Genomic DNA, 24,416 nt, shown 5'->3' on the forward strand with positions numbered 1-24,416 from the left:
TTGCCATGATCCACCAAATAAGAACACAATATAGCTAATGAAAAAAAGCCGCCGCCTGTTCAATACAGCCAGCAGCTCCCTATGGATTGACGTTTATTACCAAACTCGGTGACAGATACGTCTAGTAATTGTTTTCAAGTTTACAATTTCGTTAAATGAATTCATGCTCTACAGCCTTCTGCAAGGCCTCGAAAAAATCACGGTTTCTCTGGCTATATCCCGGCTTGTTCAAAATCTCAAATGTACGTTCGATCCCCTTTTGCACTAATGCCCGATCATTGGTAAGCAATCCGTAGCTTAAAATCGTTACACAGCAGTTAAAAAGATCACCCGTAGGCCAGTGATGCGGTCGTTTGGTCAAATATTCATCAACAGCAACAGCTTGATCTATGCGCGGCAGCAAATACTTGCTTTCAGCTTCCTTGAACCTGTCTGCTGTTTGCTGAGCAGCTTCTTGTATATTTTCAGAGGAAACAAGAACAGAATGTTTTTGCTGTGTATACCTTTCAACACTATTGCCGAAGCCGACTGGAGCATTTGAGATCAACGTGATTTGATGCTTTTCAAGAAAAGTACGTAAACGTTCAGTGGCAGCTTCATAACGGCAGGCCATGACTGTAAACACAGCATACGGAGGTTTTGAATGAGTCAGATGACTATGTAAGCTCCAAACAATGCCCGGCTTGACATTTTTCTTGAACGCATAGTCCGTCGGGCTAGAATCAGGCTCTCTATATTCCACATACTCCTCTGGTGCAATGAATTTCCCTAATTCAGTATAAAACTGTTTTCGAATTCCCTCTTTTAGATTACGCATGTCAATGTACGCCTGCCACGTCTATCATTACGCGTTTCAAATAACATCCCCGTAACCATAGCGAGCAGACCTCCTCCTTTTTTCAAGTTAAATCCTGCGGTTGCTAACCTAGATATAAATGAGTCGGAATGAAGACTGAACACTGTATCCTTTTCAATCAATAATATAAGCTGTTCGCCAAGAGCAAGCTTTTCTTCATAAATAAAATACCCTATAAGATGGACTTTTTAAAGTGTCTATCTCACAGGGTACATAAGTCATTCTATAAATAGAGTATTCTTAATTTTTTTTGCTTCTCACTTCAAAAATAGCGAATTTCAGGTAATGCCCTTCATCTACGCCCAAAATTTGCGGGTGATCCTTACCGGCTGCTTTCCAGTCGATTAAACGTAATACCTTACCTGCATCTTCAGCTGCATCCGCAATCGTTTCCAGGAAGAGGTCAGGACGCATGTGGTAGGAACAGCTTGCGGTTACCAAATATCCACCCTCGTTGACCAGTTTCATGCCCTGCAAGTTGATATCCTTGTAGCCGCGGCAGGCCCCTTTGACAGCTGATTTTGTTTTGGCAAAGGCAGGTGGATCAAGGATAACGACATCAAACGTTTTTCCAGCACTGGACAACGCTTTGGAAGTATCTACCTTTTGCTCAGATGCTCGTGCTCGCGCATTGCGCTCATCAAGTCCTTTGACTTGCTCACGCAGATATTGAAAGGCGTCGGCTACCACGAATTCGACCCGATCTGTGAATCCATTTAGCTCCACATTCGTTCGCGCACTCTCGATGGCGTGCTCAGAGATATCGAGACAGGTTACTTTTTTCGCTCCATATTTGCACGCATTCAGCGTAAAGCTGCCGGTATGAGAGAAACATTCAAGCACGGTGGCACCGTCCCAATACGGAAAAGTAACCACTTTGCCACCCTTGTTCACAGGCAACAGCTGTTCTGTTCCTTCATGCTCGACCTGTTGCACGGTGATGCCGCTTTTGTACCCCCAGCCTTTCATCAATGGTTCAATGGCAGCCCGGTTTTCACGCTGGTCGAAGAAGTAACCTGTTTTCTGTCCTTCCACGATATCCACCTTGATAAGTAGCCCATTTTCGGTCACAGTCACATGACGCGGGCATTCTCCATAGAGTGGTCCTTTGATCTGCTCCAGGCCTTCGAGTTCACGGATCGATACATCACTGCGCTCATAGATACCTTCCGGCTGCATCACTTCAATGAGAGCCTGCACTATGGCTTCACGACAACGATCCATACCCAGTGTAAGAATCTGCACAACTAAAATACTACCAAAACGATCAACGATCAATCCAGGTAGGAAATCAGCTTCACCATAAACAAGACGGTAGGCTTCGCCATCCTGAATGAAGCGTTCCCGGTGACGCAGACAGTCATGGAAACGAGCCGCAAAAAAGGCGGTATCCATCTGTTCAAACTCCAAAGGCTGGTACGAGACTACACGAACGGTAATCTGGGAAGCCGGATTATAATAACCTGTCGCCAAATAGCGACCTTGATGATTCAGTACATTGACGATATCACCCGGTTCCGGGTTGCCGTCTACGGATGCAATTTCATTTTTAAAAATCCAGGGATGTGCATGTTCCAACCGCTTTTTGCGGCTTCGTTCCAGTGTAACGGATGACAAGATTGATCCACTTCTTTCGTAAGTTAGTTGAAAAGATAGGTTTGGACGGCAGAGGCCGCTCCGGGAACGAATTGATCCTATGATCGCTGTTGTCCTCGGATTTTTTGGATTCCCTTCTCAAAAGGGAAAATCCGATGTCAAAGGCGAGCGCTTCGCTTCTTCGAATTCAATTTCGTCCCCTCCGCTACGTTTGCCGAATCACCGTATCTTTTGAATTGGGAGCTGACAGTTTTATGACGCTCCGGGGACGAATTGATTCTACGATCGCTGTTGTTCTCGGATTTTTTGGATTCCCTTTCTTCAAAGGGAAAATCCGATGTCAAGCCTATGCTTCCGATGTAGCTTTCTTTCAGAAAGCTTTCAGGCGAACGCTTCGCTTCTTCGGATTCAATTTCGTTCCCTCCGCTACGTTTGCCGAATCACCGTATCTTTTGAATTGGGGGCTGGCAGTTTTAATTCCTCTTGTGCTTGTCATGCTTGTCTCCACTTCCTCATAGGATAAGTGATAAGGAATGGGAGGGGAGGAATGATTCGGAATGTTCAGAGAAGTAATTCTGCCTCTGTTATATGGGCTTATAATCTTTTTTGGCGGTATGAAGCTGATGGAGACAGCGCTACAGCGCATGGCGGGGCCGATGCTGGCAGGCTGGTTAAACCGAGCCACTTCTGCCCCATGGAAGGGCATGGCATTCAGTGCAGGAGCGACCGCTCTACTACAGAGCAGCACTGCCGTAACGGTACTCACCATAGGACTAGCTAATGCGCGCTTAATTACCTACGGACGCACACTCGGCATTATCTTGGGAACCAATATTGGAACTTGCTTAACGACAGAGCTTGTCGGTCTGCAGATCGGACGTGCTGCTCTGCCGTTGTTGCTTATATCTCTAACAGGCTGGGCTGTTTTTGTTGTCCTAGGTGAACGCAACCAGATTGCTCCTGAACGCACTCGCCGTACTTTAGCGACGATCCAATTCAGCTTTCTTGCAGCAGCAGGTTTCGCTCTCGTCATGACGGGCATTCAAGTCATGCAGTCCATCGCCGTTCCACTTCGGAGCATGGGTGTATTTCAATGGTTTCTGGAGCGTTCGACCGATAGCCTATGGTGGGGTTTTCTTGCCGGTGCGTGCCTGACTGCGCTGATTCACAGCAGTGCCGCAGTTATCAGCATGGCGATTACACTTGCAGCGACAGGCGTACTGCCTGTAGAGATCGGCATCGCCATTGTGATCGGGTCTAACGTCGGGACCTGTATCACTGCTGTTATTGCAGCCGCGGGCGGAGCTTCCGCAGGCAAATTTGTAGCAGCCTCCCATGTTGTGCTCAACATTGCGGGAGCACTGCTGTTTATGCCGCTGATTGGCCAGCTGCATGCAGCGTCAGCCTGGCTGTCAGCGGACCACGGGGCACAGATTGCGCATGCCCAGACCCTTTTTAACATCATCAGTTCATTGCTGGCTTTACCGTTCTGTTACTTGCCCATCTGGCACAAAAAAACACCTGTGTTTGCCCCGGCGGCAAAGAAACCTGTCGCTTAATAAGTCCTCATGATATCCGCATTATTGGCGACAGAATGTGTAGGTCAGTAGACCATCATTCAAACGTAATGTCGTGCTGTTTTATACGTTAATGCCCAGTTTGTTCAGGCCAATGCGCAAAATGTCATCGTTATTATCGTATCCATTCTGCCGCTGTTTGGACCATGCTTCATCTGGAGCATACCAATCCACACCTTTAATCTCTTCAATCTGAGGCTGGAGGTCACCGCTCTGTGCTTCAACGAGATAATAGTGCACTTCTTTGTCCACTGGACCAAACTCGGCATGTTGGTACGTGTAAGCAATGATATTAATAGGCTCCACAATGCGGCCCACCATACCCGTTTCTTCCAAAATCTCACGGAGCGCCGTCTGTTCGATCGTTTCTCCATCTTCCATTTTGCCCTTGGCAAGTGTCGTTTTACCATAACGGTCTACGATGAGCTGGATTTGAATCTGGCCATCCTCACCTGTTCTGTAGACAACGCCGCCTGCTGAAATTTCTTTTTTGTTCATGATGTTTTCCCCCATCTGACTTCAATTTCTTTTCTTGGCAAAGAAGGACCTCATCTCCTCGGGTATTTTCCCCAAGGAAATGAAATCCTTGTACATAGCGCCTGAATTACATCGCGGCGGGTTTCACATTCTCTTCCAGTACACGAACCAGCGTACCTTGGCTTTCATTGGCACCGGCTTCAGTCAACTTCACGCGGCAAACCTTGCCTACCATATCCGGCGTTCCATCGAACACCAGTTGAATGTAGTTGTCACTGTATCCGTGCAACTTGCCACTGCCTTCGCGGCCTTTTGCTTCACCTTCAGGAATAACCTCGAGCACTTGCCCAACGAACTTCTCAGCATACTCCAGTTGCATCTGCTCAGACAGTTCAATCAGCTCATGCACACGTGCATTTTTGATTTCGTCATCCACTTGGTCCTCCATGCGCGCTGCCGGAGTACCTGTACGTTTGGAGTATGGGAATACGTGCATTTCCGAGAAACCGATTTTACGCATCAACTCGTAACCGTTACGATACATCTCATCTGTTTCGCCTGGGAAACCAACAATAACATCGGTCGTGATCGCAACATCCGGCATCGCCTCACGTATACGCACCATTTTGTTATAGAATTCTTCGGTTGTATATTTGCGGCGCATGCGTTTCAGAACAGTGTCATCTCCTGCTTGCAACGGAATATGGAAATGACGAACCAGTTTATCCGAACGTTTGATTACATCCAGCATCCGGTCATCAATCTGACTAGCTTCAATCGAGCTGATCCGGATACGCTCCAGACCTTCCACTTTGTCCAAATCCCACAGCAGGTCGGTCAGATCATAGTTATCCATGTCATCTCCGTACCCGCCTGTATGAATACCTGTCAGGACAATCTCTTTATAACCCGCTTGTACGAGCTGATGTGCCTGCTGAACAATGCTGTTTGCCTCACGGCTACGCGAAAGACCACGGGACCACGGAATGATGCAGAAGGTACAGAAGTTGTTGCAACCATCCTGAATTTTGAGGAACGCACGCGTACGGTCCGCGAAATCCGGTACATCCATTTCTTCAAATACACGTGTTTTCATAATGTTACGGACCGCATTGACGGGCTGACGGGATTCCTGAATTTCATTTACATATGGCAAAATTTTATCCCGATCCTGGGTTCCGATGACCAGGTCCACGCCAGGGATATCCAGAATCTCGGCAGGAGATGTCTGTGCATAACATCCGGTTACCGCTACAATCGCATCCGGATTGCGACGGATGGCACGGCGGATAATTTGACGACTCTTTTTATCACCTGTATTCGTTACGGTACACGTATTAATCAAATAGACATCGGCTGTCTGTTCGTCGAAGTCTACCTGTTCGTAGCCCTCGTTTTTGAACAATTGCCAAATCGCCTCTGTATCATAAAAGTTAACTTTGCAGCCCAAGGTGTAAAACGCCACGGATGGCATAATTACATTCCCCCCATTTCTCCAGATTCATATAAAACACAAGTTAGTGCAGCCATACCAGCCGTCTCGGCTCGCAAAATGCGCTTGCCCAGTCCAACAGATATCGCACCTGCCTCATCGGCCTGAGCCGTTTCCTTCTCGGAAAATCCACCCTCAGGACCAACAACAACCAGCACGTTTGCTCCTGTGTCAGAAGCAAGCTGCTCCACGAACGGCTTCAGAACATCTCTAAGCTGTTTACCGTCCTCTTTTTCATAACAATAACATACCAAATCGTAGTCCCCAAAAGAAGATAACAGCCCTTTCCAGGAAAGCGGCTGCTCAACGGTCGGAATACGGTTGCGATGGCTCTGTTCAGCAGCTTCCTTGGCAATTTTCCGCCAACGCTCCAGACGTTTGCCTTCCTTCTTGGCGTCATATTGCACAATCGTACGCTCTGATAGGAAAGGCACAAAGGATACGGCTCCGATCTCCGTACATCTTTGGATGACTGTCTCCATCTTGTCCCCTTTAGGCAAGCTTTGTGCTACCGTTACATTCAACCTTGCTTCGCGATCCATTACCAGCGGTTCCAGGATCGTTGCTTTTACTTCCCCTGCTTCAATACTATCGATGGCGACCAATGCTTCTTTGGAGCTTCCGTCGCTGACAATCAGCTTGTCTCCGGGTTTGCCACGCATGACTTTGCCGATATGACGGGCATCATCGCCTGTTATCACCACTGCATGTTCACTGAACTGCTCTGCAGATACAAAATATCGCTGCATATGTTGTCCACCCATTCTTTCCTGTTATGACTGGAATTCTTCCTGCTGGAAGCAGGCAAGAATCCAATCGCCACAGATGATCATACAACTTTTATGTGCTTATGACCAGCACTACGGTTCGATTACTGACCATTTATGAGCTTATATTAAAGATATAATTCAATAACGAGACCAACTAAATCCCGGTACATGTCATTAGCAAACAAATATAGGGGTTGAATTGTGACTGCCTGTAATGGCGGAATAATTAAGATCAACAGGAAGACAATGATGGACCATTGTTCCACACCCTGAAGCTTGCGGCTAATCGAAGGTGGCAACACATCTTCTAGAATGCGGTAACCGTCAAGCGGCGGCAGAGGAATGAGATTAAACATAAACAGGAAAAAGTTCGTGACACTAAACATCGGCAAAAATGTCATTATAGCCGTGACGACCCGCTCATTCTCAATGTTCCCCAGCACGCCTGATCCAAACAATATTCCATAGATAACTGCACCGATAATAGCCAGTAGCAGATTGCTTAGTGGACCTACTACAGATACGATCGTTCCCATGAGTCTCGGTTTGTCAAAGTTGGCACGGTTTACAGGGACAGGACGCGCCCATCCAAAACCCGCGATTACAAGCAACAGCACGCCCAGCAGGTCAAAGTGCGCCACCGGATTTAATGTGACTCTTCCAAGCAACTTCGCTGTAGGATCACCGAATTTATTCGCAAAGTATGCGTGCGAAAATTCATGTATCGTAAATGCAATCAGAATGGTCACTAGGAAGAAAGGCAGTTGATCCAGCGGAAGACGGAAAATCCGATCTAAGAAATCCATAGACTACCTCTTTCTGGCTTCAAAGGCTAGCCAGTCCTCTTCACGCTCGATTGCGTGAACTTCAAATCCTGATGCCACCAGTGCATCATGTACAACCTGCTCCTTGTTCTTCCAAATGCCCGAAACGATATAGATCCCACCAGACTCCAGTGCATTATACACATCATCAACGAATAGCAAAATAACTTCAGCCAAGATGTTGGCCACAATAATTTTGACTGGCAGCTTGACACCTAGAGCGGGGTCTTGACTTCCAAGCACAGACAATAGATCACTTTCTTTGACCGTGATCTGCTGCTGCATCTTGTTCAGTTCCACGTTTTCCAACGCACTTGTTACCGCAACCGGATCAAGATCAAGTGCCAGCACATGCTTAGCACCTAGATGTACCGCGCCGATAGCCAAGATGCCGGAACCTGTACCCACATCAATCATTTCCTCGCCACCCTGAATGACCTTTTCCAGTGTACGTAAACAGAGCGTTGTCGTTGGATGCGTCCCCGTACCAAAAGCCATTCCTGGATCCAGTTCGATAATTTTCTCATCTGGACTCTCCGGCGTATATTCCTCCCACGTTGGCTTGATCGTCAGACGATCGGATATGCGCACCGGTTTAAAGTATTGTTTCCAGGCCGTTGCCCAGTCGTTTTCATCAACGGTACGTGTTTCGTAACGAATCTCTCCGACATTAATTCCGAAATCGGGTAATTCTTCAATTCTTGGATTTACTTCTGCCTGCAAGACAGTCATGTCTGTACCTTCGGAGAAATATCCTTTGATGACCGCGAAACCTTCGGGAATATCATTCAAAGGAACGTCATATAACTCGCCATACGTCGTATCCCGTTTTTTATTTAAAGTACCGGACTCTTCGATCGACACCCCTCCAGCACCCGCTTCATGCAAAAAATTCGAAATCATCTCCACAGCTTCTTCTGTGGTATGTATTGTTAGTTCATGCCATAACATACGTGGTTTTGCCTCCTCATTATTCAAACATCCCAACTATTGTACTACATATGCAAGCCGGAGCACAAAGCATACTCGTAAAAGAAAACAAAACAGGATATCCGCAGTGAAACCACTCGAATATCCTGTCCCATTTTTCGGTACCAGTCGATCTTTCTCATGAACACCACTAATAAAAACGTCCGCCGTTCTGTGTGATCATCTCCGCAGCTTGCGGTAAAGAATCGTGAGAAACGGATACCGTCAGCAGAATGCCCTGCTTCACACTTCGCACTGCTTCTTCTGGTGCAGGGTCATAAACCTGTCCTCCCGATAACATCTCGGACTCATCACTGATTAGAGCGAGTACGTTCAGCTCGCCGCTGAAGCCGCCAACCACTGCTGTTGGTGAATGCTCTTCTCCCTCGATATCATTTGACCCAGCCGTCCTTTCATTCTCTCGCATACTCTCGATGCGTAGCTGGTTCGGATGTAGCAACTCCAGTGCTCTGCGTGCAGATTCAGCTTCAGACCAACTCGTAAATACAGCCTCTAGTGTGACCGCCGAGCGATCTTCAGTCATGAATTTCTCGTCCCTGACGGCGATCCGCTGCCTCGCTACGGCGCAAAGCTTCGATATCCTCGTGATCGGCCAATTCTGCGCTGAACTCCACATCCTCATTTTTCGCAGATTGCAGACGTTTCATCTTTTCCGTTTTCGTTAAAATTTCACCTGGTCGTTGTCGATTAGCCATGTTGTTCTTCCTCCTTTTCAAAATCAGATCATTCCACCGGCTTGTTCAATAATTGACATCGCCCGGTGGTGCACCTCTTCATCCACAACGACAGTTAATAAGATATCCCTGCCTGTAGGGCCCCCTTGTCCTCCATCACTCATTCCGCTTGCGGCTGGGTCTGCCGCAGCCATAATGCCTGAGCTGGCACTCATTTGCATCGCATCAGGTATCCAGGATGAGTAGCTGCCGGAGATACCCGGTTTGTAAGATGCCCCGCTCGGCCCTACACCCGCATAACGGCTAAAACGATTAATGGATAGGTCTTCCACTCGCAGCGCCTCCAATTTTTTGACCGCTCCCTGTGCCTGCTCAGGGCTATGAAAATAGGCCAAAATATTTTTCTCCGTCATTTGCTTCACCTGCTTCCTATAGTTCTCCAACTTGTATCTGTTTAACAGATCGTTCCCGCCATGCTATCTTTCCGCAACCCAGCCCAGAATATTCCGAATTGCCGACAGTTGGACACATAGAATTACATCGGATTAAACTAATTTACATAAAAAAGACACCTTCGATCATCAAAGATCATCGAAAGTGTCTTCATGCTACTTCATATATAATCAGTCGCCGCGAAAGGCTCGTTTAACTCGATCAAAGAACGATTGCTCATGCTCATGGGTTTGTTCGCCATCAAGTGCAGCAATTTGACGAAGCAAATCTTTCTGTTCGTCACTCAGCTTACTTGGAGTAACCACAACAACCTTCACATGCTGATCTCCTTGTCCCATACCGCGCAGGCGTGGCACGCCTTTGCCTTTGAGGCGGAAATACGTTCCGGTTTGTGTACCCGCCGGAATTTTCAGCTTCACTTTTTCGGTCAGTGTTGGGATTTCGATCTCGTCTCCCAGCGCCGCTTGAGCAAATGTCAACGGAATTTCACAGTAGATGTCATCGCCTTCGCGCTCAAAGAAGTCATGAGACTTCACACGAATCACAATGTACAGGTCGCCTGCTGGACCACCGCGCAGACCGCCTTCACCCTCGCCTGTCATACGCAACTGTGCGCCGTCATCCACACCAGCTGGAATGCGAACATGGATTTTGCGCTGTTTGCGAACTTTACCGCTACCGCTGCACGTTGTACATTTTTCTTTGATGATCTGTCCAGTACCGCTGCAATTCGAACAAGCACGGCGATTCACCATACGACCAAATGGTGTATTTTGAACCACTTCCTGTTGCCCGCTGCCGTGACAGACCGAACAGGTTTCCGGCTTCGTTCCAGGCTTGGCCCCTGATCCGTGACAAGTATCGCAGCCCTCGGTACGTGGAATCGTGATATCTGTTTCCTTGCCGAATACGGCTTCCTTGAACTCAATGGTCATGGTGTACTGCAGGTCGTTCCCCCGTTGCGGAGCATTCGGGTCACGACGCCCTCCACCACCGCCAAAGAACATATCAAAGATGTCGCCGAATCCGCCGCCACCAAAGTCTCCACCGCCAAAACCACCTTGGTTCGGATCGATATGACCATACTGGTCGTACTGAGCACGCTTCTGGCTGTCACTTACAACATCATAAGCTTCTTTTACTTCTTTAAATTTGGCCTCCGCATCTGCTGCCTTGTTCACGTCAGGGTGATACTGACGGGCGAGCTTACGGTAAGCCTTTTTGATTTCCTCGTCGCTTGCATTTTTGCTTAGTCCGAGTACCTCATAATAATCACGTTTTTCAGCCACTCTTCCACCCCCATAACATTCACCTTATCGCACATCGTGACAAAAGGAAAGTCAAAGCACGGGAGCCCCGGCTATGACTTTCCCTTTAATCCGAACGTCACCGATGTTTTAACTCGCAGCAATAGCGAATTAATTATTTTTTATCTTCATCCACAACTTCGTAATCCGCGTCTACAACGTTGTCACGTTTCGCAGAACCTTGTTGCTCTTCGGCACCTTGAGCCGCTTGCTCCTGAGCTTGAGCTTGCTCATACAGTTTAACAGACAACTGTTGAACGATCTCGGTTAACTCTTCTGTAGCTGCTTTGATGTCTTCCAGATTGTCGGAAGCCAGCACGCCTTGCAATTTTTCTTTGGCAGCATTTGCTTTTTCTACTTCGCCTGCATCTGCCTTTTCGCCAAGGTCTTTGATCGTTTTGTCTACAGAGTAGATCAATTGGTCTGCACTGTTTTTCGCTTCTACAAGCTCTTTACGTTTTCTGTCTTCCTCAGCATGAAGTTCAGCATCTTTCATCATTTGCTCAACTTCAGCATCGCTCAGACCGCTGGAAGAAGTGATCGTAATTTTTTGTGTTTTGTTTGTACCTTTGTCTGTTGCAGACACATTAACGATACCATTGGCATCGATATCGAAGCTAACTTCAATTTGCGGTACACCGCGTGGTGCTGGAGGGATATCTCCCAGCATGAAGCGACCAAGCGTTTTGTTGCCAGCAGCCATCTCGCGCTCACCTTGCAAGACATGAATCTCAACGCTAGGTTGATTGTCTGCATAAGTGGAGAACACTTGAGATTTGCTTGTAGGGATCGTCGTGTTACGCTCGATCATTTTCGTAAATACGCCACCTGCAGTTTCAATACCCAGGGACAGCGGAGTTACGTCCAGCAATACTACGTCTTTCACGTCACCAGTCAGTACGCCCGCTTGTACAGCTGCACCCAAAGCAACAACTTCGTCCGGGTTAACACCTTTGTGAGGCTCTTTACCTGTCAGTTTTTTGATTGCTTCTTGCACCGCTGGAATACGTGTGGAACCACCGACTAATACGATTTTGTCGATATCGTTAGGTGTCATGCCCGCATCGCTTAGCGCACGGCGAGTAGGTTCAAGCGTACGCTCAACCAAACCAGCAGAGAGCTCTTCGAATTTCGCACGGCTGAGGTTCAACTCCAAGTGCTGAGGAACGCCATCAGCAACTGTGATGAACGGCAGGGAAATCGTTGTAGTCAATACGCCGGAAAGCTCTTTCTTCGCTTTTTCAGCTGCATCTTTCAAACGTTGTACCGCTGCTTTATCTTTGCTCAGATCAATACCTTGATCTTTTTTGAATTCATTTACGAGATAGTCAATGATCACTTGGTCAAAGTCATCGCCGCCCAGTTGGTTGTCACCGCTAGTTGCTTTAACTTCGAAGAAACCATCGCCCAGTTCCAGGATAGATACGTCGAACGTACCGCCGCCCAGGTCATATACGAGAATGGTTTGGTCTTCGGATTTTTCCATACCATATGCCAAAGCTGCTGCTGTTGGCTCATTGACGATACGAAGTACTTCCAGACCAGCGATTTTACCCGCATCTTTAGTTGCTTGACGCTGGCTATCATTGAAATAAGCTGGAACAGTAATAACCGCTTGAGTTACCGTTTGACCCAGGTATGCCTCTGCATCAGCTTTCAGTTTTTGCAGGATGATCGCAGAGATTTCTTGTGGAGAATAATCTTTGCTGTCGATCGTTTCTTTGTGGGATGTACCCATGTGACGCTTGATGGAAATGATCGTGCGATCAGGGTTAGTGATCGCTTGACGTTTCGCTGTTTCACCAACGACACGCTCGCCATCTTTTTTGAAACCTACAACGGAAGGAGTAGTACGCGCACCCTCCGGGTTTGGAATAACTACAGCCTCGCCGCCTTCCATAACGGCTACGCATGAGTTGGTTGTTCCTAAGTCAATACCGATTACTTTGCTCATCCGAAAATTTCCTCCTCAACAATTTAAAATGTACAGGCACTTGTCAGCCTTATTGTGTTAGTTAGTAAGTGATCTGCTCTATGTGTATAAAAGCTGTATATTAAACTTCGTCCCTTAGTTCAGCCCCGGATTAAGAGCTTACTTTAACCATTGCCGGACGAAGTACTTTATCCTTCAGCATATAGCCTTTTTGAACTTCTTCCACAACGATGCCTTCTTCATGCTCATCGCTCTCCACTTGCATAATCGCTTGGTGGAATTCAGGATTAAACGGTTGTCCAACCGTTTCCATTGGAGTCAGCCCTTCGTTTGTCAGCACGGTTTCCAATTGACGCAAGATCATTTGGAATCCTTTGGCAAAAGATTCAGTTTCCGTACCTTCCGGTACCGTAGCCATAGCGCGCTCGAAATTATCCATCACTGGTATCAGTTCGGTGACCAGCTTCATCGAAGCGTATTTGGCAAGCTCTTCTTTTTCCTTCTGCGTGCGACGACGGAAGTTATCAAAATCAGCTTGCGCACGTACAAAGCGCTGCTGTGTTTCCTCAGCTTCTGCTCTCAAACGTGACAGCTCATTTTGCTCCTGGCCTGTTATCTCTTCAGCCTGTGCTTCTGCAGCTGCGGCCTCATTGACCGGTTCCTGTTCAGCGGCTGTTACTTCTTGCTCTTCTGTGAATGATTGCTCCTCTTTCAAGATGTTCACCTCCTTATAAGAATGAATCGTAATTCCCGTTGCTTATTTGAAGCGAGTCGTCAGCATCGTTGTAAGATCACGGGATAATGTATTTAGAATATGGATGACACGTGCATAATCCATACGGGTTGGTCCCAGAATTCCAATGGATCCAAGTGCCTCGCCGTCCAATGAATATGACGCTGTAATCAAGCTACAGTTCGCAAAGGCCTCATGATCATTTTCGGTACCGATTCGTACCTGAATTCCAGACCCGCCGGGCACTGGCATCATCAATTTCATTAATGTTGGTGTCTCATCTAACAAGTCCAGAATATCCTTAACCTTTTCCACATCTCTGAACTCAGGTTGTGTCAACATATTGGTAGCGCCGCTGAGGAATAGACGATTGTCATGCTCATTGTCAAACGCGCTATTAAGTACCTGCATAACTTCCTCATAACGTGTAATGTGACGCTCCATCTCTTGGCCCAGCTCGGTATAAAGACGTGACTTCAGCTTGTAGATTGGTACGCCTACCAATTTGCTGTTTAACAGACGAACCACATTCTCCATCTCAGCAACCGAAATCTCGGGTGGGATTTGAACTGTCTTGTTTTCCACCTGACCGGTGTTCGTCACAATAATCGCTACAGCTTCATTCTCATTCAGCGGGAGCAACTGGAAGTGACGCAGTGAGGTGTGGAACACCTCAGGTCCAAGCAGAATCGAAGTATAATTGGTCATATGAGACAAAATGTTGGAAGCATGCTGAATAACCTGTTCCATAACATTCAGCTTCTCTGCAAAAAATGACTTTAGATCATCCAGTTCCTGCGGCTCCACCTGATTCCAGGGAACCAAATGGTCGACATAATATCGATAACCCTTATGAGAAGGTATACGTCCAGCCGAAGTATGCGGCTGTTCGAGAAAACCCATCTCTTCAAGGTCGGCCATTTCATTACGAATCGTTGCCGGACTATATCCAACATCTCCTCTTTTGGAGATGCTTCGGGACCCTACGGGCTCAGCTGAACGGATATAGTCATCCACTATAGCGTTCAGAATCATTCGTTGACGCTCTGTTAACATGGTGAGTATTCCCTCCTTCTGACTGTACTGTCCCATGTCGTTAGCACTCCAGTTAGATGAGTGCTAATCGGTAATACAAAAATACCAAACTGACATGATCATTGTCAAGTCAGTTTGCGGAATGGGATCATCTATTTATAGTATAGGCCAATAACCTTCACTTATAACGTATATTATGCACCTTGATGCTGGATTTCTCGCTCCGCAGGATAATGTCTCAGACTGAAACGTGCCCCACCTAGCGGTGAGTCACTATACACCAAATCTGCATGGAGACGCGTTGCCAGTTGCTTGCTAATGGTTAGCCCCAATCCTGTCACACCATTATTTCCTGTATAAAAACGACGAAAAATATGCTGTCTGTCATGCTCATTCAAGCCTGGCCCATCATCATCGACATGAAAAATCCAGTCCGCGTGATCATCGGCAGAGAGTTCCAATGTTAATATCACTTGCGTTTCGGTATGGCGCACAGCATTTTGCAACAAGTTTAGCAGAATCTGAAACAATTGCTCACCTGCTGTTTCCACGATGAACGAATTGGCTTCCGCTGTCAAATGTATTCCTCGCTGAAGCGCAGTTGGCATAAGCAGATACACTGCTTCTTCCGCCATGTTTTTCAGGTCAATGACTGCCACAGGCCATTCCTCATCCACAGTTTCCAGTCTGGAGAGCTGAATCAGTTTTCCAACCATGTCAATAAGGCGTTGCGACTGGGTAGCAATAATATCAAGTCCCTGATCCGTGGAAACGACCTGATCCTGAATGGCATACACGTAACCTTGAATGGACATCAATGGTGTCTTAAGTTCATGGGATACATTTTGCAAAAACTCCAGCTGATGCCGGTGATGGTCATCAATTCTGTTACTCATTAATTGAAAGGTCTGGATCAATTCGCCGATTTCTGTATGGTCAGCCTGAAGGAATTGATCTCTGTCAGGCATGTTTGGCTCATACTTGTTAACAGCCTCTTTCAAGCGATTGAGTGGCTGTACCGTTCGCCACACGGCGAATAATCCTATCAACAGAATGACAACAAAACTTGCGGCAATCGACAGAAGGGTTGTTCGAAACAACGGAATGTACATTGCCCTGAGTGACGATAGCGGAGAATACAAGATCACTCGAAACTGTTTATGTGACAACTCAGCCTCACTGTATAGGACCTTTTTTCCATTTAAAATCATATAACCTTCGTGTGTACCTGGGAATCCTTCCAATTTCATCCCCACACGTCCCGCACTGCTTGAGGCGACAATTTTATCCTGCCCATCAATTACAAAATAGTCCGCATAAAAGAGAATATCTTTAATAAAAAAACGAAAACTGTCATTGTCCAGATCCTCCAGATCATCTACACGAATGATCTTGACAGCCTTCTTCGTTTGTCCATTTAATTGCTCTTTGACCTGATTGAGCAGAATATCATCAAAGAGGTGTATAAAAAACAGTACCGTAAACGCCACAGTAACCAGCATACTTGCAAACAAGGCGAGCAGCATTTTGCTGCGTATTGTCTTCATCGTGTATGTACAGCTGCTTTATAGCCGAACCCCCACACGGTATCAATGGTCAGTGTAGCTTGAACCTGTGCAAGCTTTTTACGAATCCGTTTCACGAGATCATCCACTACACGCACTTCACCGTAAAAATCATAATTCCAGACCTGTTGGATCAACTGTTCGCGGCTGAATGGACGATCCAGGTGTTGGGATAGAAATAACAAAAGCTCGTATTCCCTTCCGGTTAGTCCCAATTCTTCTCCACTAACATTGACACGTCGGAATTCTTCTGAAATCTGCACGTTGCCTATACTAAAATAAGACCCTTCCTTCGGCTGATGCCGCTCCGTTTCTTTTAGTTCAATCCCTTGTGATAAGCGACTGCTGTGTATCAAACGAAGCATGCCTTTCACTCTCGCAACCAGTTCACGAGGATTGAAAGGTTTGCTCAGAAAATCGTTACATCCCAATTCCAGCCCATTTAAACGATCGATTTCCTCTCCTCGAGCCGAGACCATAATAATGGGAATTTCAGTGAAGGTTCTCAGTTCCGTCAAGAGTGTAAGCCCATCAACCCCTGGCATCATAATGTCGAGAATCAAACAGTCCGGCTTTCTCAAGCGCACTTCCCCGACCAGCTCTCTGCCGTGTGCAAAGGAGGTCACTTCATATTGTTCCTTCTTCAAATAACCTGCAATAAGTTGCAAAATATACGGATCATCATCCACTACAAAAATATGCGGCATCGGCGTTCACCTCGGCATGAATATAACACTTCTGATATGTTTTTTATTAAATATGTTACTACTAATGTAACAGAGTCTGTACTCAGATTCCAAACTTCCATGAATGGCCTAAATGTAACGTTACAAACACCCAATTCAACATGAAAAAGACGGAGTTCCCTATAAGAGAGCTCCGCCTGTGTACGCCGTATATCATAATGTCACTGATGCGTTAAATTATGGACTGGATCTGGTACAGTGAGGGCATCAGAGCACAACTTCTTATTTATGGGATGAGCTTGATTTTGCTGCCTCGTTTTTGTTTGTAACATTTGTTTTGGCTGGTGCTTTCGTAGCAGATGTTGCAGCTTTATGAGTTGTCACGGTAGCTGTTTTATGAGTTGCTGTTTTTGGAGTTGTTGTTTTCACTCCAGTTTTTGGCGAAGTTGTTTTGTTTACAGTCGTCTTAGCTACTGGCGTTTTAGTTCCTACCGTTTTTTTAGCTGTTGCTTTGTGCGCTGCGATTTTGTGAGCGGCTTTTTTCGCTTTGTGTGCCGTTTGTTTTGCTTGATGCGCAGTAGCCTTTGCTGTTGCTGAAGCTTTGTGTGAAGCCTGTTTGGCGTTATGAGCCGCAGCTTTGGCTTTATGTGTCGTTGTTTTTGCTTTGTGTGTTACTGTTTTTGCTTTATGAGCAGTTTTTCTGCCCTTGTGATGCATTGCTGTTGTTTTATGAGAAGCCCTTTTTGCTTTGTGAGTCACTTTTGATTTGTGCACAGCTTTTTTCGCTTTATGCTTCGCCACTTTTGCTTTATGAGCAGCCTTTTTGGCTTTATGCGGTACTGCGCTCGCTTTGTGAGTTGTTGTTTCCTTCTTGGTTGTAGCTGTTGTTTTGGAAGGGGCCGCTTTAGCTCCTGTCGTTTTTGTCGGCGCTACAGTGGATTTGGCTGCTGGAGTGGTTGTTGATTTTGTTGTTGTAGATTTGCTCGTTGAGCTAGCCGATGCTCCAGCTTTTTGTGTTTCAGACGGTTTTACGGAATTCACAACAGGCGTTGCGGCAAAAGCACTACCTGCTCCACCAATTACACTCATCGCTGTTACCAAAGCTGCTACATGTTTTGTCCATTTTTTCATGATCGGTCACCTCATTCTTAAGATTGAGCTATCTGCATACTCCCTGCTTCGTACGTTGAAAACCTTGTTTTTATCCCTGTTCTTCAACTGTTCCACTGTGAAGTTTTTTGCAGATCGCTTATGTAAGTTCATCTTAACAAGAGGATGTGTGAGAATAATGGAATAAGTGTGTGAAAAGTATATGAAAAAACGAGCACCAAAAAAGACCACAAGCCCTTTGAAACCTTAAGTTCCTTGGGTTTGTGATCTTTATCTTTTTATTCATATAAACGTATAACTACGCTGACACATTCAGTTCTTTCAGAACCGCAATCTCGTCACAGCAATCCTGCTTGCTGCAATGAACGCAGTCCGTCCATACTTTCTCAGGGAAGATTTCTTTTTCCACAACAGCAAAACCATTTTTCAGAAAAAAGGAAACTTCATACGTGAGAGCCATCACCTTTGGAATCTGTTGTCTCTCCGCCTCTTCTACAAGCCGGTCAAGTAGACGGGACCCGATGCCAAGCCCTTTATACCCCTCTGAAATGCCCAGTGATCTTACTTCCACCAGGTCATTGCCCAGACGACATAATGAGCCGCAGCCTACGACAACTCCATCCACCTCAGCCACAATAAAATGCTCCAGCTGCCTTTGCAGTACTTCCCGTGAACGCGGAAGCATGATCCCACGCTCTGCATATCCCTTAATCATTTCAAACAGTGGTTCAACATCTTCCGGTACAGCTTTCCTGCATATAACCGACATCCAGCTCTCCTCCTATAACGACGCTTTCCGAGGAAAGCTAGCTTCGTAGTTGTTTAAATTAACACGCCCTGTAAAACAATATGAATAAATATACAACAGAGCGTATAGAATTTCAAGCTACGAATTTAGCGATATAGAGCCGATAAACTCCGCAAAAACGTCATTGCCGAACAGAATACCTTGTTCACTCAGTTTAAAGCCGTCTGCTGTCCGCTCAAGCAATCCTGCATGCAACATTTTGCCCAGCGGTTTCGCAAATACATCCTCCATGGATTCCCCGAACTGATTATGGAATCTTGAAGATGAAGCGCCCTCCAACATACGGAGTCCTACCATTAAGTAATCCTCCATCGCTTCCGCACGGCCAATCTCGAAATGATCCAAACGAGGCAGTCCCGCACGTGATGCTTCCACATAAGGATTAATCCCTTTAATGTTCATATGGCGTTCACGGCCCACGTAACCATGTGCACCTGCACCAAGTCCGTAATAATCCTCATTGCGCCAATAGGTGATATTATGACGGCTCTCGAAGCCAGGTTTGGCAAAGTTACTGATCTCATACTGTTCATAACCTGCTTCTTTCATGCGCTTCATTAATAGAAGATACATCTGCAACTCATCATCTTCATGCGGAAGAGGTAATTGATTTTTTTGGTACAGGGTATGGAAAAGGGTGTTCTCTTCTACCTTCAGGCTATAGATCGAATAGTGTTTCAGATCCAGTTCCAGCGCTTTGTCGATACTTTCATTCAACATCTCCACCGTCTGGTTTGGCAATCCAAACATCAGGTCAATCGACAGGTTATCCAGTCCCGCCTTACGTGCGTTCTCTAAACTGCGATATACATCATCTGTATTATGAATCCGGCCAATGCCCGTCAGCAGATCATTTTGAAAAGCCTGTACGCCAAAGCTGACACGGTTCACGCCGCCTTCTTTCATCGCGGCCAGCTTTTCGGCATCCGTCGTTCCCGGGTTGGCTTCCATCGAAAATTCAATATCGTCTGCCCAATTCGGGAAATAGGTTTTGACCGAACGCAGGAAATAAGCCATCTCGTCCGGTTTCAACGCGGTTGGCGTTCCGCCGCCGACAAAGATCGTTTTAATTTCGCCTGGCGGATTCGCCTTGACGGTATGCTCCATCTCCCGTTCCAGCGCCTCCAAGTATTGCATCACAGGCTGATCTTTCAGAACATAAGAATTAAAGTCACAGTAAAAACATTTATTTGTACAAAATGGAATGTGAAGGTACACCGCTTGGGGCGCACCTGTTTTCTGGTTGTGTGCTGCAAGTGTCACGGTAAGTCCCCCTTGATTTGAAAAAAGGAAAGCCAGTTGGCTTCCCTTTCAGCTAAAATGTTGATTTATATAAAGTGATCTAACAATTTACACATTCCACTCCAATGACAGAATAACCTTCCAATCGCTGTTATCCCCAGATTTTTTTGATTCCCTTTCCCAAAAGGGAAAAATCCGGTGATAAAGGCGAACGCTCCGCTTTTTCAGGTTTTTTCTGTCCTCTCCGTTAAGGTGTAAAAATAGTTCACTTTATATAGTTTGATTACCAGTAATTCGATACGCACAATCTGTGATGTACCTAAAATTAAATTATTAGAATGCATTATTAATACACACAATCTGTGATGTACCTAAAAATGCATTATTAATGCATTCTCTGATACGCAAGATCTTGATGTACCCAGAGATTGCATTTTAATCATCAATTTTCAGTACCGCCATAAATGCCTCTTGTGGCACCTCTACGTTACCCACCTGTTTCATCCGCTTCTTACCTTCCTTCTGCTTCTCCAGCAGTTTCCGTTTCCGCGAGATGTCACCGCCGTAACACTTGGCAAGTACGTTTTTACGCATCGCTTTAACTGTTTCACGAGCCACAACCTTGGTGCCCACAGACGCCTGAATCGGCACTTCAAACATTTGCCGCGGAATCAGTTCGCGCAGTTTCTCACAGATAATACGGCCGCGATTGTATGCACGATCTCTGTGAACAATAAAGGACAGAGCATCGACTTGTTCGCCGTTAAGTAGGATATCCATTTTCACCAGATTGGACTGGCGGTAACCGGACAGCTCATAGTCAAAGGAAGCATAACCTTTGGTGCTTGATTTCAACTGGTCGAAGAAGTCATATACGATCTCGGACAACGGGATCTGATATGTAATCGTAACCCGTGTTGTGTCCATATATTCCATATTGATAAATTCACCGCGTTTATTTTGGCACAGCTCCATTACCGTTCCGACGTAATCATTCGGTACGATGATTGAAGCCTTCACATAAGGCTCTTCAACGTAATCAATCCGTCCTACCTCTGGATAGTTGGATGGGTTATCAATTTGAATCTGCTCGCCGTTAGTTAGCGTTACGTGGTAAATTACGCTCGGAGCCGTTGTGATCAACGGAATGTTGAATTCACGCTCAATCCGCTCCTGAATAACGTCCATATGCAACAGTCCAAGGAATCCGCAACGGAATCCAAAGCCGAGTGCGCTGGAAGTCTCCGGCTCAAAACTGAGTGAGGCGTCGTTCAGTTGCAGCTTTTCCAATGCTTCACGCAGATCCACATAGTCCGATGTTTCAATCGGATACAGACCACAATATACCATTGGATTAATTTTACGATATCCAGGTAGTGGTTCAAGGGTTGGATTTTTCGCGTCAGTAACCGTGTCCCCGACTTGAGTATCGCCGACGTGACGGATACCCGCAACGATAAATCCTACATCCCCGACGTTCAGCTCGTCCACAATAGTCATGCGCGGCTTGAACGCTCCTACTTCGATCACTTCAAACGATTTGTTTGTGGCCATCATTTTGATTTTGGAACCCGCCTTGATTTTACCGTCAATAACACGCACATACACGATAACCCCTTTGTAAGGGTCGTAATGCGAGTCAAAAATCAGCGCTTTAAGCGGCTGGTCCGGATCACCTACAGGTGCGGGTACGCTCTGTACCACTTGCTCCAAAATTTCTTTGATCCCGATGCCGGCTTTGGCCGAAGCCAATACAGCGTTGCTGGTATCCAGTCCGATAACATCTTCAACTTCCTGCTTCACCCGATCTGGATCGGCACTTGGCAAGTCGATTTTGTTGATAACCGGCAAAATCTCAAGATTGTTGTCCAGCGCAAGATATACGTTAGCTAGTGTCTGCGCCTCGATCCCTTGTGCCGCGTCAACGACTAGCAACGCCCCTTCACATGCCGCAAGACTACGCGATACTTCATACGTAAAGTCTACGTGTCCTGGTGTGTCAATGAGATTCAACAGATACTCTTCACCGTCGTCTGCCTTGTAATTCAGGGCAACCGCTTGCAGTTTAATGGTAATTCCGCGTTCGCGTTCCAGATCCATCTGATCCAGCACTTGTTCCTGCATTTCACGCGATGTCAGCGCACCTGTGTACTCCAAGATCCGGTCCGCAAGTGTTGATTTACCGTGATCTATATGTGCAATAATTGAAAAGTTACGAATTTTACGTTGTCTTTCCCGAATGTCAGTCATTCCTTACCCCCAGAAACAGCCTAGTGTCAATCACTTCATTATAACAGTTGCTGCAAGGTGCATCAATCCCATGATGTTTTAACTTTATAATAAAGTGCACTGGATGAGTGCCTCGAAGGGTTAGTTTTCCTTTATTCCATCTGCTTCTATTCATCTACTCCGCCAAAAAGAGAGACAACCCACTTTATACCGCTGTTTGACAAGTTTTGCAGCAATCCCGCCGTTTTTTCCGCTAGCACGTCTACCGGAGCCTTGTGCTGATCTGCCCCAAGCACCTGGCTTGGGGTCTGGACAGGAACGAACGGCTTTTTAACCTCGGTCTGCGCAGGCTCAGCGGTTACAGGTTTATTTTCCTCAGGTGAGGGTTCTGTAGTCGCCACTACCGGGACATTGTTCACAGGGTTATTACGCTGAAAACCACTGCCTGCCAGCTGCATGCCAAGCAATACACCAAGTAACATAAGCACACTGACAGAGACCGCTTTTTTGCCAAATTTGGACATCTCAGGAATCTCCCTTCTTCTATAGATAGCTAACAAAACAGACCATCGCTTCATTACCTTCTGCAGTGCCTACGTAAGTTTTTCGAATCTTTCCTTCATTTATCCGCCCTTGGATACCGGTTTCGCGCTTGCTTTATCTACGTTTTGCTCGTTCCAATATACTTCCGCGATCATATGCGCCAGAATTTTGGACGTTCGTTTCAACTCATCTGCCGTATTGTCAATGCCACCAATTTCGATGAGAATGCTGTTCGGGGAAAGCGTTTGGTTATATTCTCCATTGTTACCTCCTCCGCCATTCTTCCCCCACACCCCTCGGGATACCCCCGGATACTTCGCTTCCAGCTTTTTGTGGATTTTCGCAGCAAAGGCTTCATTTTTGCGCCAATTTGGATTTTCGTGCCCGATAATAAAATATACCTTGGCATAACTCTGATCACCGATGGTAGTTGTCGTTTTTTTATGCCGCTGGGAATCCCGGTGAATATCAATGAGATATGTCAGATCATCATTCTGAGCAAGCGCCGCTTTGACAGTCTGTCTGGAGTATTTATAGGAAAAGTTCCAATTGTAATCTTTTATTTTCGTTTGATAATCTTCCTTCGCATGCTCTACTCCGACGCCCAGCTTCTCCAAGCTATCCGATAGATAGGTTCCCACTTGAAAAACATTACCTGTCGGTTTACCCGAGGAAGGATTATCGCTATCCGTGCCTAGCAGTGGATTATATCCTTCACGCGGATGAGAGTGATAGATAAGAACCGATTTTTTAGCAATGGACGGATTCCCCTTGCCTTGCCCGTCCCCTTTTACCGGTGGGTCCTCATCGACTGTACCCTTTCCCGGATCATCTTCACCGGAAACGTCTGGATCATCCTTGCCCGGAGGTACATGCAGTTCACTTCCTGGCTTACCTTCACCTGATGAGGTTGCTTCTGTCAGGCCTGGGCCCGGCTGATAATCTTCAGGTGCTTCTGCCTTGGTATTGCCAGAACCGGGACGGAGCAAAACAGGCTGATTCGCTCCCATGCCTGGCATTTCACGTGCGATTAAACTTTTGGGATCCTGAGGATTCACGTTCGTGAGCAATTGAAATACAAAAGAGGTTAGATTTTCACCGGAAATCTCTGTGTTCTGTTCCTTCTGAGTAAGATGAGGTACTTCCATACCCAACATGTCCACAAAAAAGCGGCTTGAGACTGAACCTGCAAATCCCTTCATGGAAGAAACAGGCGAACTATTTAACCGTTTCTCCGCCATGCCTCCAAGCCCGAGTGCAACAAAGAAGAGGGCAGATATGATCATAAGCAGCAACAGTGTACGGCCCATGGCCAGCACATGCAGACATCTTTTTTTCCACTTGCCAATGTTCCATGCCAATATCTTGTTCATTCTTATGTCTCCTTCCCTTGCAGAACAACTCTTATACTTCAACTCTATGAGAGTATTCAATTTGATAGAACAGGAAGTAGAAAGATGAAGGCAACAAAAAAGAAAGTCCGATAGATTCGGACCTTCTTCTCTGTTCCATATTA

The 24,416-nt window shown here is 46.3% G+C and carries 23 protein-coding genes; 1 reads left to right on the forward strand and 22 read right to left on the reverse strand.

What is annotated here, in order from left to right; translation table 11 throughout:
• Window positions 1–151 precede the first annotated feature (151 nt).
• Both M3629_RS13905 and M3629_RS13910 read right to left on the reverse strand, forming a co-directional pair.
• The gene (locus M3629_RS13905) at window positions 152–817 is read right to left on the reverse strand and encodes a hypothetical protein (RefSeq protein ID WP_251507241.1); all 666 of its coding nucleotides are present in this window, start codon (window positions 815–817) and stop codon (window positions 152–154) included.
• Between the two features lie 279 nt (window positions 818–1,096).
• Entirely contained in the window at window positions 1,097–2,473 is a 1,377-nt protein-coding gene (locus tag M3629_RS13910) for a class I SAM-dependent rRNA methyltransferase (protein ID WP_251507243.1), read from the reverse strand.
• Window positions 2,474–3,009: 536 nt separating this feature from the next.
• On the opposite strand from M3629_RS13910, the gene M3629_RS13915 reads away from it, so the two are divergent.
• Window positions 3,010–4,011: a Na/Pi cotransporter family protein gene (locus tag M3629_RS13915; RefSeq protein WP_251507246.1), complete on the forward strand. Its 1,002-nt coding sequence runs from the start codon at window positions 3,010–3,012 to the stop codon at window positions 4,009–4,011.
• 81 nt (window positions 4,012–4,092) lie between these two features.
• Here M3629_RS13915 and M3629_RS13920 read toward each other — a convergent pair whose 3' ends face one another.
• From M3629_RS13920 to M3629_RS14015, 20 genes are all read right to left on the reverse strand, one after another.
• Window positions 4,093–4,530: an NUDIX hydrolase gene (locus M3629_RS13920; protein WP_251507457.1), complete on the reverse strand. Its 438-nt coding sequence runs from the start codon at window positions 4,528–4,530 to the stop codon at window positions 4,093–4,095.
• A 103-nt stretch (window positions 4,531–4,633) separates the two neighbouring features.
• Window positions 4,634–5,980 carry a tRNA (N(6)-L-threonylcarbamoyladenosine(37)-C(2))-methylthiotransferase MtaB gene (mtaB, locus tag M3629_RS13925; protein WP_251507249.1) on the reverse strand — a complete coding sequence of 449 codons (1,347 nt, stop codon included), beginning with the start codon at window positions 5,978–5,980 and terminating at the stop codon, window positions 4,634–4,636.
• Window positions 5,981–5,982: 2 nt separating this feature from the next.
• Entirely contained in the window at window positions 5,983–6,747 is a 765-nt protein-coding gene (locus tag M3629_RS13930; protein ID WP_251507253.1) for an RsmE family RNA methyltransferase, read from the reverse strand.
• Window positions 6,748–6,893: 146 nt separating this feature from the next.
• Window positions 6,894–7,574, reverse strand: a complete 681-nt coding sequence (locus tag M3629_RS13935) for a site-2 protease family protein (protein ID WP_251507255.1) — start codon at window positions 7,572–7,574, stop codon at window positions 6,894–6,896.
• 3 nt (window positions 7,575–7,577) lie between these two features.
• Window positions 7,578–8,543, reverse strand: coding sequence for a 50S ribosomal protein L11 methyltransferase (gene prmA / locus M3629_RS13940; RefSeq protein WP_251507257.1), 966 nt, complete (start codon window positions 8,541–8,543; stop codon window positions 7,578–7,580).
• A gap of 169 nt (window positions 8,544–8,712) precedes the next feature.
• The gene (locus M3629_RS13945; RefSeq protein WP_251507260.1) at window positions 8,713–9,105 is read right to left on the reverse strand and encodes a hypothetical protein; all 393 of its coding nucleotides are present in this window, start codon (window positions 9,103–9,105) and stop codon (window positions 8,713–8,715) included.
• Complete coding sequence (locus M3629_RS13950; protein WP_251507263.1) at window positions 9,098–9,277, reverse strand: YfhD family protein; 180 nt, start codon at window positions 9,275–9,277, stop codon at window positions 9,098–9,100. Before M3629_RS13950 ends, M3629_RS13945 begins: the two co-directional genes overlap by 8 nt.
• Window positions 9,278–9,300: 23 nt before the next feature.
• On the reverse strand, window positions 9,301–9,669 hold the full coding sequence (locus M3629_RS13955; RefSeq protein WP_251507266.1) for a hypothetical protein: 369 nt from the start codon (window positions 9,667–9,669) through the stop codon (window positions 9,301–9,303).
• Between the two features lie 210 nt (window positions 9,670–9,879).
• A complete protein-coding gene (gene dnaJ / locus M3629_RS13960; protein WP_251507269.1) occupies window positions 9,880–10,998 on the reverse strand; it encodes a molecular chaperone DnaJ in 1,119 nt (372 codons plus the stop codon).
• A 133-nt stretch (window positions 10,999–11,131) separates the two neighbouring features.
• Window positions 11,132–12,970, reverse strand: coding sequence for a molecular chaperone DnaK (dnaK, locus tag M3629_RS13965; protein ID WP_251507272.1), 1,839 nt, complete (start codon window positions 12,968–12,970; stop codon window positions 11,132–11,134).
• Between the two features lie 130 nt (window positions 12,971–13,100).
• Complete coding sequence (grpE, locus tag M3629_RS13970; RefSeq protein WP_251507274.1) at window positions 13,101–13,664, reverse strand: nucleotide exchange factor GrpE; 564 nt, start codon at window positions 13,662–13,664, stop codon at window positions 13,101–13,103.
• A gap of 42 nt (window positions 13,665–13,706) precedes the next feature.
• Window positions 13,707–14,738, reverse strand: coding sequence for a heat-inducible transcriptional repressor HrcA (hrcA, locus tag M3629_RS13975; RefSeq protein ID WP_090914795.1), 1,032 nt, complete (start codon window positions 14,736–14,738; stop codon window positions 13,707–13,709).
• 173 nt (window positions 14,739–14,911) lie between these two features.
• Complete coding sequence (locus M3629_RS13980; RefSeq protein ID WP_251507277.1) at window positions 14,912–16,264, reverse strand: sensor histidine kinase; 1,353 nt, start codon at window positions 16,262–16,264, stop codon at window positions 14,912–14,914.
• Window positions 16,261–16,989, reverse strand: a complete 729-nt coding sequence (locus M3629_RS13985) for a response regulator transcription factor (protein WP_251507280.1) — start codon at window positions 16,987–16,989, stop codon at window positions 16,261–16,263. Before M3629_RS13985 ends, M3629_RS13980 begins: the two co-directional genes overlap by 4 nt.
• Window positions 16,990–17,250: 261 nt before the next feature.
• A complete protein-coding gene (locus M3629_RS13990; protein WP_251507283.1) occupies window positions 17,251–18,099 on the reverse strand; it encodes a hypothetical protein in 849 nt (282 codons plus the stop codon).
• Window positions 18,100–18,376: 277 nt separating this feature from the next.
• A complete protein-coding gene (locus M3629_RS13995) occupies window positions 18,377–18,847 on the reverse strand; it encodes an N-acetyltransferase (RefSeq protein WP_154983214.1) in 471 nt (156 codons plus the stop codon).
• Between the two features lie 117 nt (window positions 18,848–18,964).
• Window positions 18,965–20,149, reverse strand: coding sequence for a radical SAM family heme chaperone HemW (gene hemW / locus M3629_RS14000; RefSeq protein WP_145332173.1), 1,185 nt, complete (start codon window positions 20,147–20,149; stop codon window positions 18,965–18,967).
• A 414-nt stretch (window positions 20,150–20,563) separates the two neighbouring features.
• Entirely contained in the window at window positions 20,564–22,378 is a 1,815-nt protein-coding gene (gene lepA, locus M3629_RS14005; protein ID WP_251507286.1) for a translation elongation factor 4, read from the reverse strand.
• Between the two features lie 146 nt (window positions 22,379–22,524).
• Window positions 22,525–22,881 (reverse strand): DUF3679 domain-containing protein, encoded by a 357-nt coding sequence (locus tag M3629_RS14010; protein WP_251507310.1) that lies wholly within the window; start codon window positions 22,879–22,881, stop codon window positions 22,525–22,527.
• Between the two features lie 99 nt (window positions 22,882–22,980).
• The gene (locus tag M3629_RS14015; RefSeq protein WP_251507331.1) at window positions 22,981–24,273 is read right to left on the reverse strand and encodes a stage II sporulation protein P; all 1,293 of its coding nucleotides are present in this window, start codon (window positions 24,271–24,273) and stop codon (window positions 22,981–22,983) included.
• Window positions 24,274–24,416 lie beyond the last annotated feature (143 nt).

It is taken from the genome of Paenibacillus polysaccharolyticus (genome assembly GCF_023714295.1).
Lineage (GTDB): Bacteria > Bacillota > Bacilli > Paenibacillales > Paenibacillaceae > Paenibacillus > Paenibacillus polysaccharolyticus_A.